The 15350-nt window shown below is 47.7% G+C and carries 13 protein-coding genes; 1 reads left to right on the top strand and 12 read right to left on the bottom strand.

The window, feature by feature from the left end; genetic code table 11:
• The first annotated feature begins 338 nt into the window (after positions 1 to 338).
• Complete coding sequence (locus BMZ24_RS09105) at positions 339 to 596, top strand: IS110 family transposase (protein WP_244150324.1); 258 nt, start codon at positions 339 to 341, stop codon at positions 594 to 596.
• A 36-nt stretch (positions 597 to 632) separates the two neighbouring features.
• Here BMZ24_RS09105 and BMZ24_RS09100 read toward each other — a convergent pair whose 3' ends face one another.
• The 12 genes from BMZ24_RS09100 to BMZ24_RS09050 form a co-directional block, all read right to left on the bottom strand.
• The gene (locus BMZ24_RS09100) at positions 633 to 2060 is read right to left on the bottom strand and encodes a PAS domain-containing protein (protein WP_161949100.1); all 1428 of its coding nucleotides are present in this window, start codon (positions 2058 to 2060) and stop codon (positions 633 to 635) included.
• An 874-nt stretch (positions 2061 to 2934) separates the two neighbouring features.
• Complete coding sequence (locus BMZ24_RS09095) at positions 2935 to 3309, bottom strand: hypothetical protein (protein WP_092191485.1); 375 nt, start codon at positions 3307 to 3309, stop codon at positions 2935 to 2937.
• Complete coding sequence (locus BMZ24_RS20485; protein ID WP_425266272.1) at positions 3306 to 3599, bottom strand: colicin Z C-terminal domain-related protein; 294 nt, start codon at positions 3597 to 3599, stop codon at positions 3306 to 3308. The genes BMZ24_RS09095 and BMZ24_RS20485 overlap by 4 nt, the downstream gene beginning before the upstream one ends.
• 942 nt (positions 3600 to 4541) lie before the next feature.
• Entirely contained in the window at positions 4542 to 4973 is a 432-nt protein-coding gene (locus tag BMZ24_RS09090) for a ubiquitination-like system serine protease family protein (protein ID WP_092191483.1), read from the bottom strand.
• A complete protein-coding gene (locus BMZ24_RS09085) occupies positions 4970 to 6142 on the bottom strand; it encodes a ThiF family adenylyltransferase (RefSeq protein ID WP_092191481.1) in 1173 nt (390 codons plus the stop codon). The genes BMZ24_RS09090 and BMZ24_RS09085 overlap by 4 nt, the downstream gene beginning before the upstream one ends.
• A complete protein-coding gene (locus BMZ24_RS09080) occupies positions 6117 to 6872 on the bottom strand; it encodes a multiubiquitin domain-containing protein (protein WP_092191479.1) in 756 nt (251 codons plus the stop codon). The genes BMZ24_RS09085 and BMZ24_RS09080 overlap by 26 nt, the downstream gene beginning before the upstream one ends.
• Before the next feature lie 85 nt (positions 6873 to 6957).
• The gene (locus tag BMZ24_RS09075) at positions 6958 to 10359 is read right to left on the bottom strand and encodes an ATP-dependent helicase (protein ID WP_092191477.1); all 3402 of its coding nucleotides are present in this window, start codon (positions 10357 to 10359) and stop codon (positions 6958 to 6960) included.
• Between the two features lies 1 nt (position 10360).
• On the bottom strand, positions 10361 to 10939 hold the full coding sequence (locus BMZ24_RS09070; protein ID WP_208599822.1) for a hypothetical protein: 579 nt from the start codon (positions 10937 to 10939) through the stop codon (positions 10361 to 10363).
• On the bottom strand, positions 10936 to 11793 hold the full coding sequence (locus tag BMZ24_RS09065) for an RNA polymerase sigma factor (RefSeq protein ID WP_208599821.1): 858 nt from the start codon (positions 11791 to 11793) through the stop codon (positions 10936 to 10938). The genes BMZ24_RS09070 and BMZ24_RS09065 overlap by 4 nt, the downstream gene beginning before the upstream one ends.
• Positions 11794 to 11949: 156 nt before the next feature.
• Positions 11950 to 12870 (bottom strand): hypothetical protein, encoded by a 921-nt coding sequence (locus BMZ24_RS09060; RefSeq protein WP_092191475.1) that lies wholly within the window; start codon positions 12868 to 12870, stop codon positions 11950 to 11952.
• A gap of 44 nt (positions 12871 to 12914) precedes the next feature.
• Positions 12915 to 13376 (bottom strand): hypothetical protein, encoded by a 462-nt coding sequence (locus BMZ24_RS09055; RefSeq protein ID WP_092191473.1) that lies wholly within the window; start codon positions 13374 to 13376, stop codon positions 12915 to 12917.
• 58 nt (positions 13377 to 13434) lie between these two features.
• A complete protein-coding gene (locus BMZ24_RS09050; protein ID WP_092191471.1) occupies positions 13435 to 14676 on the bottom strand; it encodes an ISL3 family transposase in 1242 nt (413 codons plus the stop codon).
• Between the last annotated feature and the right edge of the window lie 674 nt (positions 14677 to 15350).

Below are 15350 nucleotides of genomic sequence, written 5' to 3'. Positions count from 1 at the left end.
GCTTTGTCATACATATTTGCGTTCATGACTTCCGCCCCCCCACACCCCTCTGATACGACAAAAGCCACCCGTTCCCGGATGGCCTTTCGTCTTCCAAGTCAAAAGATGGCAACTGGAGTCAAGAAGACCACAGCACAAATCGAACAAATCAAGGGTCAGATCTTGAATCTTGATTTATTCCATTTTCGAATAATTTTTACTCCTGGTCTCAGAAACCAAGCCCGAAAAACTCAAGATTCAAGATCTGATACTCATACAAAAGGACACCTCCGAAAATAGCAGATGACCGATTCCTCTGCTATATAGGAGTTGGCAAACACTCATATTGGAGGTGTCCGATGGCTCTATACGCAGGAATCGATTTGCATTCAAATTCAAATTCAAATTTCTTGTCTGTCGTCGATGATGCAGGAAAGATCATTGAAAAACGAAAGCTTGCTAACGATGTTCAGACAATTCTGCATCCGCTTGCTGCCTATCGGGATCAGCTGCAAGAGATTGCCATCGAGTCGACCTTCAACTGGTATTGGATCGTCGATGCGTTGATGGACGAGGGCTACCGGGTTTGTGGCCAACCCGGCAGCTATCCAGAATGATACCGGGCGCAAGGAAAAAGGGGCGCACCGTGAATCTCAGTCGAAACCCTCAGGGTGGCACGCGCTGAAGATGTCGAGGATCGTCTTGTCCAGATAGGATTCTTCCCGATAGGTCAGGAATGCGGAATTGAAGGCCCGCGTGATTTTGCTGATTTTCCTGTATCCCAGATTCACGTCCCGGATGTATCCGCTCAAGGCATCGCGTCCGGAGCCCCAGATCTCATCCTTTTCCTCTGGCCGCGCTGAGATGATGAACCGTTCGTCCATTTCCGAAAGCTCTTCCTCCATTCCGTCCAGGGCGCTTGAAATGTGCATCAGATGCGAGTTCAGGTAGTGGCACATGCCTGCGGCCGTATTGCGCAGCACACGGTTCCTCTGGTTCTCCATGGCCTGCGTGATGTTCGAGGCGATTCCCTCGTAATAGAGCACGGCTCCGGATTCGTTTTTCTTGGCCCGCGCGGTGATGTCCACCTCGATAGGAACCTCCGACGTCGGTTTCAGGGTCACGGACCGGTTGGAGACGTGTCCCCTTTCGTTGAGTTCGCGCAGCATCTCGTCCAAGGCCACGGGGAGTTCGACAAAGTCGTACACGCTGCTGCGCAGGGCCGCCTTTCGACCGGGCAGGCCGAGCAGTTTGATGCCTGCGTCGTTGATGTCCAGGAACACTCCCTCCGGCGACACGCTGAACGCCATGTCCTTGGTCTTATGGAAAAAATCCTTGTACCGTTTTTCGCTTCTGTACAGGTCCAAAATGGCCTGTTTTTCCTCTGTGATATCGCGGATCATGTGGTCGATGCGCTGCATGCCGCGTGACGCGCAGAAAACGACATACCCTTCGTCGCGAACCCATCGTACCGTCCCGTCGCTGCGGACGATCCTGTATTCCAGTTCGTCGAATTCCCTGACCGTGATGGAGCGGTAAAAATCCCCGACTTTGCCTTGGTCCTCGGGGTGGGCCAAGGCGATAAGGTCGCTTTCGGACGCCGTGGTCAAGTTTCGCATGGGGATTCCGTACAGAAGTTCGGCCGCCGGATTGATGGACAAGACTGTCGCGTCCTCGGCGGAAAGCGAGACGACCACATCGTGCATGGAGTGCAGAATGCTTTGCAGTCGATCGCTCAGTTTTCTGATTTCGTCCATGCGTCTGCGTTTCGGGGTGACATCGACCACCGTGGCCAACACCGGAGCAGGCTCTCCGGAGCGCAGCAAGGTCATGGTCATCTCTATGCGCAGTTCGCCCCGGTCCGTTTCGATCCAGAATTCATGGGGAGTCGAGGCCAAACCTGTCGCGCGGACCGCGTCGTGACTGCGCAGGATCGCGTCGCGTTCCCCGGCGGGAAACAGTTCCGGCAAAGCCCTGCCAATGAGCATATCCCACCGGCATCCGGTGATGCTCATGAACGCAGGATTGGCATATTCGAAACAGCCTTCCCGCAAGACGGCGATGCCTTCCTTGAGATGCATGATTATTTCCAGGCAATCGATTGAATTATTTTGAACGGCGTCCCGCTCAGAGAATGTTTGACTCAGCATCGTAATGCCCCCGATTTTATGTATAAGAATGATTTTCGGCTAGATGGAAAATAAAAAAGGCGTTCCGTGGAACGCCGTATCTTGAATTTTGCACTGATGGGCGTCTTTGCGATTATCGTGGTGGACGAAAATCGTTTTTTTCTGAGATGATTGCGGAAAGGTTGGCGGAATTCATATTTTTATCTCTGATAAATCTGATAATTGCATGCGTTAGAGGTGCGTTTTTGCGTAATTTGGATATGCATTTTTCTGCGCAGGACAAAATCAAAGTACATAAATAGCCACGTACATGCTTTTTTGCAAGAGCTGAAGTTGCTGAAAGAATATGATCTGCTCAACTCTAATGGCGATAATCTCAGACTCGGTTTTCAAACATATCTGAGGCAGATCTTGAATCTTGACTTATTTATCTGGGCTTTTTTCCTATAAAATCTAGTTTGACTCAAACTACTACAAAAGGAATGGGTGCAAGTCGGATCTACACGTGATGGAAGCTAGCCTTCATCTCAGTTATTCTCAGCTTCATTAGCGTGAATTTTTAAGGACATAGGCTACAAGAAAAATTGCATAAACGGCAATAAATTCTTTTGCCATGCGTATGTCAGTAGAAAGGTCCTTTTTACACGTACTCCGAAAAGCAAAAAGCCACCCGTTCCCGGATGGCATTATTTCTGCTTCAACACATCTAAAACTCCAAAAATCAACCCGCATAAACTGAGTTTCTCATGATCGCAGCGGACAACTTCAAAAACGGCGATCTGCTGTGTTAACGAAAAGCATCGGTGACGTGACGATCACGAATGCCTCAAGGCTCTCCATTACCCCACATTTCGACAATCCGCCGCGCTTCCTCCTCGGAAGCTACGGCAAGATGCAGCGTGTCCGGCAGGAAGGACTCATGAATCGGGATATCTCTCTGTTCATAGACATCTCCTATGCGCAGGGACATTAAGCCGCCAACATGACGTGATGTCGCTGATTGCAACCTTTCAGCGATGTCGTTCCGCAGGGTGATGACGACCATGTAGCGTTTGGCAGCATCCCTGCCGAGGGAGACGTTTGCCTGTACCTTTTCGACCACGACGCGTTCAGTGCCGACGACGAATTCGATTTCCGGTTGGGCCTTGCAGGCCATGAGGCCACAAACGATCAACACGGCCCAGATGGATGCAAATTTCATGGCGTCACCTTCACTTGAATCGTTGGCCCTAGCGAATGACTGCGGAAGCGGATGCGTTGTATGCAATAACAGATCCCGGCAGTAAATGTATGGCTACCGGGGCCTGTTACAAGATCAACATTTTGCGATGGCCCGTTCCAGTATTGAATTTCGGCATCAAACGTCGAACTTGCGCTTGATATGGTATCAAAATCAACTCGATATGTAAGAGGTCCACCAGTCAACTTAGCCAATTCAATCCATGGCCCCCACACTCTCGCAGGTGGTGCCCAACCTTCGAAACTCCGCATTGTCTGGTCCTCCATAAGATTTTGTTTGGAAAAAATCATGAAGGACTCACTTAGCAATATGTGGCGACAAGTCATATTAGGATTGGATTGTATTTTTAGAAAGCTGAATACTTATTCCTTGATCCAGACCGTCGGAGATGAATTCGGAAACATGAAAACTCTCCGTAGCTAAGCATGGAAAGGCGGTGGTCACCGTCGTCGTCATCCCGCCGATGGGCCTACGATTGTTTTCCTTGTTGGAAATGTGTCGCCTGGGGATACCCTGGCATTGGCCTGTCTTCTGGCAACTTGAGTAGGAAGCTGACGGTGCTATAGATACGCGTCAGTCGAATCGCCAGCCTGCCTCGGACCGCTGATAAGAACTGCCGGCGTATCCTGCATCGCGTCATCAATTCGTTTAGTCAGAAATCGATGATAAGAGTCTGTATTCATGACTTAATTAGCATTTAAAATTGGGATTTTGCATCGAACAAACTGGGATTTTAAACTGCTACAATTGGGATTGAACAGCCACCGCCCCACGTGTCTCGCATCGCTTCGATACATTCATGGCGCCTGGCGTCAATCAAGTCCACGCATGCAACCACCGACAAACCCAATCCGATCCCCACCTCAAGAAACAAACGACAAGGCCACCCGTTACCGGATAGCCTTGTCGTTTGTTTTCCACCTTGAAGAGCACGTCAAAACAGCCAACCCACACCAGATCCCATAAAGAAAAAAGGGATTTCAGCCTTTCGACTGAAATCCCTTACTTTCTAATGGCGGGGCCGATGGGACTCGAACCCACGGCCTCCGGCGTGACAGGCCGATAATATCAAGAATGGAGGTCGCCTATCTGTTTGATATTATTAAATGTCATGTCTAAAATATGGGTACCTATATCCACCATTCTACACGCATCTACACACATTTTGCCACATGACTGCCACACGCTAGAGGCTATTTCCCGGACACCCATTTCCAAAAACGCTGCCAGAACCGGGGTCTGCCGTTTGAGGAAACGGGTTGCACAGGTTGGGCTTGTTGCTGCCCATAAAATTTGGCTTTAGCTGTACGATCGCGGCGGCGTTCGGCTTCAACTTGAGTATCAGTCCACGGGCCTGCTTCGATTACCTTTCCATGGTCGATTACATAATGTGAGCGACATTTCAGGGTCCAGTTGCCGATAGATGGACGAAGCGATACGCTTTCACCGTCAAAAGTCATTTTCCAATCTGTCGGCGTAAATGGCGTGACAACCTCTTCCCCGCAACCACAGCAACAAAGGTGGGCTGATGTTGCGTATTTTATAGAAATATAAAGAATTCCAGCCTCTAATTTTTCAGGAAGATTTTCGACAAAACGGTGCTCAAGTCGTTTATTTTTTATCATCCAAAATCCCCATTAATCAAGGTGTTACCGTCAGTGGTATAGGTACAGTGATGTTCCTGCTCTAGATCTCGGTAGATTCCACGTATTTTCTTCCACTTAACAACCGCTAGCACCGCGTTCAGAGCATTAAGGTCTGCGATTTGAATATTGGATGCGTAGACATCCTCCGCGCCTCCTCCGATTAAGGAAACGTGTTTCAGTACATGGTCCCTTTTTTCAGGTGTACTTGCCGTTATCCGAAGGATGCCACCGAGTGAGCCTTCGCTAAGTTCGAGCCCCATGCCAACATCGATGAATGATGCTCCTATCGCTTCTAGCTTTTCAATAATTGCATGTTTAGCGGAACCCGCGTCCAGGGAAAGGAACGCAAATGTAACGTCATCAAGCAGGTGGAGATTGCCAGCGACCAACGCGACAGGGTGTGTCACAATATTACGATGCATCCGGCCATAAATATTCTTCATATAGTCGACCTTTCTTGGCGCTTCCCGCAAATCTTTGAGGCTAGGAGCCCCTGGCGCACGAAACGCATTGTGGGTCAGAAATTCGTCACTGTCGAATATTCTGATTTCGCGAACAGGTGTCTTAGCAACTAAGTCTAATATATAAGCGCCAGTACCTCCGACGCCAATGATAGCCACCCGTTCGTTGGCAAGTCGTTCAGTGAGGAATCCAACTCCGACACGACCAGATGCGGTTTCAATATAGTTAAAAACACTATTTTCTTCATTTTCTGGTTCTCGAAAGATCCTTGGGGTAATGCCGGGGTTTAGAACCGCAGCAGGGCCAGCTACAATATTGGCATAGCTCGTCATTTTATGATGGTAGTCAGTGTAGCCTCCATCAGGTTTGCTAGAAAAACTATGAGTAGCCGTTACTCCATGGCCAAGATCAAAATCGCCTTCATTATGTTTTATCCCATGAATAGGCGAACCATTGACATTGCACGGAAACTCACCGGCCCAGTGGACGACATGTGTGTCTGGAACACGCGTCTTATCTCCAGCCAACGTTAAATTGGAAATGAGAGTGCCAATCTTCAATTGGCGATTTGCGTTGACATAGGGCACCTCTCGCATGATGAGGAGCCCGCTCTGCTGCTCAACCAAGTATCCTTCGTCCAACAGGCGTTTCAGATCGGGATTAAGACTGAACAGTGCGTGTGACATTGAACACCGTTCCTTTCTTTTTAACTTCAACGATCCCCTCAGGGCCTAGTTCGCCAACGTGGGGAGACGATGCTGCGTGTCGGTAGGTCATCGAAAAGACGACTTTAGAGTCATGTTGACCTGGGAAGGCGAATTGCACGATTTGTTCAAAGGTAACCGTTGATTTTTCTATTGTGCGAGGCCGCGCATTGACGATAATTTCGAATTTCAATGGCAGCTTTGGCGCTGTGACAAACCGTTCGATACCAAGGCCGGTCAGGTCCACCAGTTCATGCGGTTCGATAGGGCGTTGTTCGCCATCTGGGACCTCAAGAAAAATACCAAGTTCACCGTCTGCTTTTGCAAGTGAATATAGTATGTTACCGCTGATCGCAGGCTTGCCCCAGCGCAAATCATTACCGTTGAGAGTAAGCTTGAAATCGCGATCCGTGAGGAAAGCGACAAACCGTTCTGTACCATGCTCCCGAAGGTCGAATGGTTCATTTAGACGCACATCCTCGAAGTCACCCGAGGGAAGGATTCCAAAAAGACTATAGCCATCTTGCGGATTCAGCCCCGCAGCCTCAAGCAACTGTCGGCCAAGCGGCACGGGATCGCTGACTTGCTGTGTTAGAAAATTGAGATCGCCCTGCGCGAGGAGGAAACGATACCAGTGCGCCCGGCGTAGTGGCCGGTCTTCGCGCAGGGCCTCTCCAAGATCGTCGTAATCAGGAAGTTCGTGTGGGTTCATATGAATGACCTCCGTATAGGTTTAAGCCGAGGTGATTCTGCGGCTTTGAGAGGTCAATCGAAGTGATCTTCGCCAACCGGTAAAATCAGACAAATTTTTTTTTGAAAGGACCGGAAGGCATTGGTCCACAAACGAAGAAAGCTGGACAATTCCGACACATTCGTGACGAAATATTTCTTGGAAACTTTCCAGCTCTGATATCAACGAAAAATTTTATGAGCTTGTCTTGGCGCCCTCTTAATTCGCGATCTGACAAGGATAATCTTGACGTTTGACCATCGGAAAGATGGACAAGTTCTGCAATGGCACCCGGATAGGCTTGTTTGACAGCCAGGATCAGTGCTGCTGCGCCGACATCTTTACTTTCATTTGAACGCTTGTGTCCCGTTCGGACACGGCGCACAGTGCGGACACCATCTGGACGCACAAGAACTTCATCAGGCGTGACAATTATCTCTTCATTTCCAAGCAAGAGATTGACTACAACTGGAGATTCAATAATTGTTCCTACACGACTAGATATAAAAAAATGCAGCATTGTTAGTGCGATGTCGCGAAAATATGTGCTGTATCCATGATTGGCAAGATCTGTACCTGCAAATGCCAAGTCAGTACGATGTCGTAATTCGTGCGAATTTATCGCTTCATCTGACGTAATTACATCTTTTAGTACGGAACGAATCACATCGTGCATTTGCATAAAGGCAGTAGAAGACCGTCGACCTCCAAGTTGCAGAACATGGGTATAAAAGAAACGACGCGGGCAGGTTTCGTATAGGGCTAGCTGCGAAGCGCCGAATCGAAGTCGCCCTTCGACAATTAAGTCAATCTTCTGTGAATCTGCCGCGCGGGGAAGGAAACGGCTGGGCTCGATTGAACGGCATGTCAGAATGCTTCCGAGACGATCGAGAAAAGGCGAAAGTGGCCTGTTGTTACCATTACTCTTCTCGTTCGACGCATAAAGAATCAGGCGGTCACGAGCTCGCGATTGGGCCACGTAGAAAAGGCACTCCTGTTCTTCGGCCTGACCAGCACGAAATGTTTTAATAAAGTCATCTTCAGATCCTTCGATCATACCGTCCGGTGCTAGGCAAGGCGGCATTGGCGATGTACGCGGAATCGTATCACTATTGAGGCCTGGGATATGAACACAGTCAAATTCTAAGCCTTTAGCGCAATGGATAGTCATTAGGCGTACTGCGTCTAGATGCTGCGCAGATGCTGGTAATTGACGCAGATCATGGTCATCACCAATGCGAATAAGCCTGCGCACGCGATTGAGTAAGCGAGTGATGGGGAGGCCCTGCCCGGATGGCTGGACCCGCACAAAATTGAGAAATTGCCAGATTGCAATGCTGCGAGCGCGGTCGGCCAAGTCCTCGGACATAGCGAAACGTCTGGCGATACGCGTACGATCGAGAAGCAAAGTTGCGAGGACAACCCATGGCGAAGCCGTCTGGTCGAAGCCATCGAGTGCAGCAGCGAGATTGGAAAGGGCCTGACGCCCGGCATCGCTTAAGCCGAAAATAGTTTCACTCTGTTGCAGCCAATTGTTTGGAAGATGTTCGACCTCCCTTAGAAAGTTAACAACCGAGGCAACATCCTCCAAAGAAGCTGCAAATTCGGGCAAACACGCAATACGCACAAAACCCGGGGCTCGCCGATCGACAAGAACAGAGAGAAAAGCCAAAAGGTCTTTGACTTCATTTCGTTCAAACAAACTGCCTAAGAATAGGACAGGGACACCGAGGCATTCTAAAGCCTGTCCGATCGTCGACAGTTTTTCGTTGCCAGTACACAGAATAGCTTGGTCGCTATAAGTGTACCCCTCACTTCGAAGGGTCTCGATTGCGTCGGCCAGGATAACCTGTTGTTGTTCAGCATGCTGCCCTAGGTACAATTCAGGTCCATATCCATTGCTAGCTCGACTCGGCTCAAGATTACTATCCTCATCGCCCACCAGCATTGTGCTCGCAAAGCGGGAAAAACTCGAAACAATCTCCGGCACAGAACGATAGTTGCGTTTCAAACGACCTTTTATGCCATTCGCGAAGTCCTGCTTGCCAAAACGAGTCATATTGAAAGATGAAGCTCCACGAAATCTGTAAATAGATTGTTTAATATCTCCAACAACCCAAAGATTACGACCATTAGGCCGCAACGCTGTCAGCAGTCGAACACTACTACGGTTAACATCCTGATATTCATCAACCAAAACATGATGATATTGCTCCTGCAATAAGGAGCATATTTCTACATTAATTTCAAGTAGTTGCACTGGCAAACAGACAAGGTCACCGAAGTCTATACAATGAGCATTACATTTTATCTGTTCATATGCTGCGTAAACCATTGCCACTTCTTCTAAGCGTTCTGCTGCTATGCGATCGTTAGAATCAATCGCTTTTGACAACATGGATCTTGAAAGCTTTGCATACATTTCCGCATCAATTACTTCGTCTTTAGCTCTTGATATAGCGGCTAGTATCTCGACAATAATTCGAGTTGGATCATAGAGATTGCGGTAATGCTTGAGACCTAGGCGAGGGAATTCCTCCTCAAGAAGTTCAACGGCTTCCGTCCTATCCAATAGTCGCGGATCTTTTGATAGGCCAATCTCCTCATGGAAGCGTCGGATTATATCAAGACCAAAAGCGTGAAATGTGCCGATCCACATCGCAGCCGCCGCCTCAGGCCTCATGCACGCGATTCGATCCGCCATCTCACCAGCAGCTTTGTTCGAAAAGGTCAAAAGTAGGATACGACGTGGATCGACGCCTCTTTCCAACAGATTCTCAACACGAGCAATCAATGTTTGGGTTTTGCCAGTGCCAGGTCCCGCCTCAAGCAGATAAGCATCACCATTATGTGTTGCTGCGGCGATTTGTAATGGATTCAGTGGTCGCTTGACATGCTTAATGGCTGCAACAGGGGGCACTATAGGCAGTAGCAACGCGTCAAGTAGTTGCTGCGCGACGACCTCGAACGGCGCGCTAAGCTTTTCGGCAATGGCAGACGCAGAAAGGCCTTCATCGACATGTAGCATTCGAACAACATTACGCGGAAGCAGTAATTCACGAGCAAATAGGTCCATCTGAACTTCGCGTCGTTGCTTACGTCCGTAATCAACAACTCTATCAATACCAACAGGTGATGGTTCGGCTGCTCGGGACGGATCGATGGCCGATATGGGCTCGTTATTATAGCTATCCCCAAGCGCCACATGGCCTATTTCATGTGCAACTAAAAAGGCCTGATCAAACCGAGAACCAACATTTTCGTGAAGGATCAGTTCTTCTGTGGCAATAAAAACCGCGCGTGCTCCATTGAGGACAGCAGCTCCTCGGGCGGTAGGTTCAACGTCGAGCCCTCGCCGACTGGCTTCCGCGACGGCAAATTCATAGGGTGTCCATGGATCAGCACCAGAAGCAACGAGACTTGCGTGTAGTTCTGCGGCGACTTGTCTGGCGAGTTCCACACAGTCCATATTAGTCTATCTCCGACAATATTCGGGCAATCTTTTCTACTGGAACCCCTGCATCAATCATAATTTGTTCAAAGCTGACCTGTTTGCCTGTTGTTGGCTTGTCGTCAGATTTATAGCTACGCATCCCGCATGGGCATGGCTGCCTCCACGCCAATTCTAGCTGGGGGATGGAGCTATTCATCAAAGCTGCGAATTGTTGTAAAAATTTTCGGGGGATACTACCAAGGGAAACTCGTCTCTCCCGCAATGCAGTTATAACTTGCCGGGGCATGTTCAACTGTCGGGCAATATTTCGTAAATCATCAACTGTCAGAGATGCAAAAGGGTCAAGCTGCTCCTTCGGTATAGATGCTGCATGTAATGACCAGGCAGCATCTATCAGTGATTGATCGGCAACCGAAAGGGGCTCTGTATCTTCGTATGCCTCACAGCTTAGCTCAAGCGAGAGATCAATTAGTTTATTAGCGTATTCAGGATAAAGCTCCAAGTAGCGTTCCAAGACAAATCGGTCAGGATTATTTTCAACTGCGAAAGCGTCGAGGACAGCCTCACAAGAGGGGCGTTCATTGGGGGAGATCACTGCTCTTCTCCATTAGCCATTGCCGCTCGCAAAGCGCTAAAGGCCTTATCGCGATAGGTCCTGATAGTCTTTTCGGAACGGTTTAAGGCTTTTGCTATAGTCATGACGTTTGGAACCTTCGAATCTATGGGGACACCCAGCCTTAACATATGGATAATTCGAGCTTGTTCAGGAGGTAGAGTATTAATCGCGGCATCGAACCGAGACCGGTAATCCGCGTCATCTAAACCTGACCCTGTAGTAGGATCAAACGTTCCTGCGGCCATCTCGACCTGTACCGACAGTTCATTATTTTTTTCTTCATATTCAAGAGGTTGAAAACGTTTTTCATTTAGCCATACTTTATCTTGCGCGTCATACCTCAATTTAGTTAGTGCACTATCAAAGCGCACCTCAAAAAAGTCGAGCTTATCGTTATATGTAGATCTGTCCGCGCTTAATAGTTCGACAAATCGATCGAACACGTAATCTCTGATCGCGCCACGGCTCAGAGATTCTGTCTTGCCGTCGGTGTTTTCGGCTTTTGGCAGACTACGCAGCACCCGCTCAATAAGAATTTTGTAGATACGTTCAAACCACTTAGCATTACCGTCATGTCGGCATGTTCGGATAAAATAGACGAGACATTCACTCGGGACATATCTATCATCCTCGCGGTGGGTAATTTTCGCCCGAGCAATCAACTCATCACGCGGTAGGATTAACAACTCAGCAATGAGTGATTCTATTTTGGGAACGCGGATGTAAAGATCGCCATTAATACTCCGTTTTCGAAGTGGGGTAATATTTTTTTCATTCACTCCATGCGTACTACTATTATTTTTTGCGCTAACAGCTTCCTGCAATAGATTCATGGTGCTGCTACCTTGTTTTTATAACATTTTGTGGTAATTGATCAGTATTAAAAAATACGACATTATTAACACATATGACTGATGCAATCTTACGATTTGCGTCAAAAATTAGAAGTATAAGAATAATAAATTTTATATGGAAATAAAGTATAAAATTTATAAATCTTTTTTTGGTAATTTATAATTCATTCTAAAGATAGAAAAATTGTCTACTAAATTTTGCAAAGATGGTTTGGGGAGTTTCACCTTCCTTGCTTCAAGTATCGAAATTTTTTTATATTCCTCCATTTTGCATACAGCTTCTTTTATTTCTCCATATTTCTCATAGATAGATTTTACATTTGATATAAATGGTACGAAATCTAATGCAGTGCCAACAAATGTTGCGAATATTTTCTTATGTCCCTCATGGATTGCATCTTTTGTTTTTTGAAAAAATGATTCTTTATTATAAATAAATTCTTCGATTTCATTTGGATTAATATGGCTAATACTCTTGTAGTCATATTCACCAATTAATACATGCTGAACTCCCATAATTCCAGCCATTGTCCCATCTGCTATTTTTGGATTTTGCGACTTATATATATTATTTGTAGCGATAGCATGAGCAACAACATCAATATCTAGCGGAGCAATGTTAAGAACCTGTTGGGTATCATGAGGCGCCCTTAAGACGTTCATTTTCAAACTTGACCAAAGGTCAAACAAAGATTCGTCCGTAACAAATGGCTCATCTTCATCATACCGACCTAACGGATCGTCAAATTTAATAATATTCACTAAGCCCGCTTTTTTTAATTTTTCTACAGACTCCCAGATTAGATCTTGTTCTCTTGCTAAAATTTGACATACTTTACTTTTGTGAAAGATATGATCTTCAAAATTATCAGGTGCAAGCGAAGGGTTTATTGCTGACATATAAATTGAAAAGTCAGTCATTATTTGCTTTGGCCAAGCGTAATAAAAAGACATGTCATACAAATTTAGGACATCTTCTTTCGGCTTAGAGAAAGAATCGAGTAGGCTTTTTTGACTAAATAGACATGTGGAATCAATGAATATGTTTTTTTTCATATTGCTTCTGACTATTTAATTTTCCATATGGGCAAAAATGTTTGCTATAATTCATTATTCCTCAATCTATATGAATAGATTGAAGGCTCAATTTTGAAAAGAATGTTAGAGATGCCGAGATCCATCAGGTCGTATTTTTTATTCCCAAGGCTTTTGCGGATGGACATACACATTCGTGTAAATGCCAAGATTTCCTCTTCTTGTTCAAACGTTCCTCCAGAAATCCAAAAATTTCCTAGCTCCTTCACGATTTCGGCATCTGCGCATATGCAGATGCGCGTTTTGGCATCGTTAAGGATAGCCAGATCTTCCAATTCATCCTCAACTCGCCCAAGACGACGAGCAGCAACCAATTTCGTTGCCGCATTAATAAAATCAACATAGGCTTTGATCCGGAATTCTGTGAGCACTTCATATTTTTTCCTGCGGGAAGCGAGATAGTGCGTAGTCACAGCCGCAATTACTGAACTCAGCAGGGATATGAGGATGGTCAGCTCTGGTGTCATAGCTTAATCAGTCCTTGGGATTTTCAATAAAATGGTTCTTCGACGTTTAATGTGGAATTCATGAAGCCACCAAGACCTGAATCGGGGCCGCGATCAGGTAGACCATGGTGATGAAGTTCTCCACGTTTCGGTATCCTCGGGCCCTGGCTCTCGCCGCCTGGAATAGGCCATTGTAGCCTTCGAGCCTCGCATTGGTGTGCAAGGAATGCCAACGATGAAGTATTCGCGGCAAGTGCCTCTCGAAGCTTGCCAGTGCGCTCCGCACAGGCTCCAGGAGCGGGCAGTCGGCAGCATACTCCGCCGCATGCTTGAGAAAATGGGTAATGCGCCACTTGGCGGCCTGCTTTGATTCGGCCCGCCGCACCCAGCGCAGAAGTTCTTTGACACGGTAGGCCTTGGCGGTAGCGAAACCCTGCTCGACGAGCTCCAGGAGAGCATTCTCTTGGTGCTGCGTGCGTTCTTTTTCAGCGCCCTTGAGCACGGCCCAACGGGTGTGATCCGGCAGCTTTGTCTGCCTGGCTTCTAGTTTTCTGACGTCATCGACGGCCTTGGTGAAGAGTTGGACCACATGGAACCAGTCGACTGTCACCGATGCGGACTTGAACTCCTGTTCGACTGCGGAGAGGAACGCCGGCGACATGTCGCAGACAACTTCGACGATGTTCTCGGGACGACCCTCATGGGCTTCGATGAACGCACAGAACTTCGTCAGGCAATCCTTGCCCTTGCCGGGAGTCGCAAAGATCACGGGCTTGTCGGATCGGTCCAGGTCGATGAAGACGGTAATATAGTTGTGGCCTCGTTTGGAGGCGGTCTCGTCTAGGCCGATTGCCTTGAGGCTCTTCAGGTCCAGCGCGGCGATGGCTTTGGACACATAGTGGCGGACGATGCGCCACAAGCGCTTGTCCGTGACCTCAACGTGTCGGGCTACGGCGCTGACCGGCATCTCGCGGACGAGGCTCATGACCACCTGCTCGAAAAGCAGAGTGAAGCGGCTGCCTTCCCTGGCCCACGGTGCTTCCACGCGACGGATCCCGTGTTCCGGACAGTTGATCCTCGGGAGTCGGGCCGTAAGGTAGCAATGATGCTGGAAGAAGTTGAGATGCCGCCACGTGTACTCCTTGAAGTCATGCGCCTTGCACGCGGCGCCGCATTCAGGGCACGGATATAGCGCTCCACGGTCGGCACCGATCTCCAGATGGAGTTTAGTTGGCTTATGGTCTGTATCAAGGCGCTGACTCATAACTTTCCAGGGTGGCGTGAGACCAAGACCCAAGGCGAATATTTGTTCGGCAAGCATGGCAATCCTCCTGAGGGAGGGCTATCCAAACTGGGCGAGGTCGGTCAATTCCACATTAAACGTCGAAGAACCAATAAAATCTAGTCATAGGGACGATCTACGAAGCCTTTGGCCACTCTTTAGAAACATGGTCCATGTCGTTATACAGGAGTTTCAATAAGTTATCGTCGCCACGACATGATTTCAATAGGGACGGCCACAAAATAAGTTGTTTGCATATCTTTTTTTCATGGGGAAACAAAGAGGGTCTAGTCTCGTTTTGACTTTTCTTTAATGCCACTCGAACAAACATCTGCCCCTCCAAACCGAAATCTGGAACAAATCTTAAGTTTGAATCATCCCATAAAGGCAGTGGCAACAGCTCACCCCTAAAAAAAAGTGACTCTCATTGATCATCAATCGTAGTCACATTTTTTGCGTAACGTCGTTACGATAAAAGTTGCACAAACGGCAACTACTTCTTTTGTCATACATAATCCACTTAAGAGCTACCGAACAATACGTACATGAGGCGAACAAAAGAGCACCCGCAACCGGATGGCTTTCTTCGATTCGTAAGACACAACGCGCAAACCCACACAATCGGGTAGGAGGCGGGGTCACCCCCGCCGTCCTCCCACACCACCGTACGTACGGTTCCGTATACGGCGGTTCATGTAACACATTGAATTTTA

The organism is Desulfomicrobium norvegicum (assembly GCF_900114595.1).
GTDB lineage: Bacteria > Desulfobacterota > Desulfovibrionia > Desulfovibrionales > Desulfomicrobiaceae > Desulfomicrobium > Desulfomicrobium macestii.
Note: the sequence above shows the minus strand (reverse complement) of the source record. Positions and strands in the feature narration are given on the sequence as shown.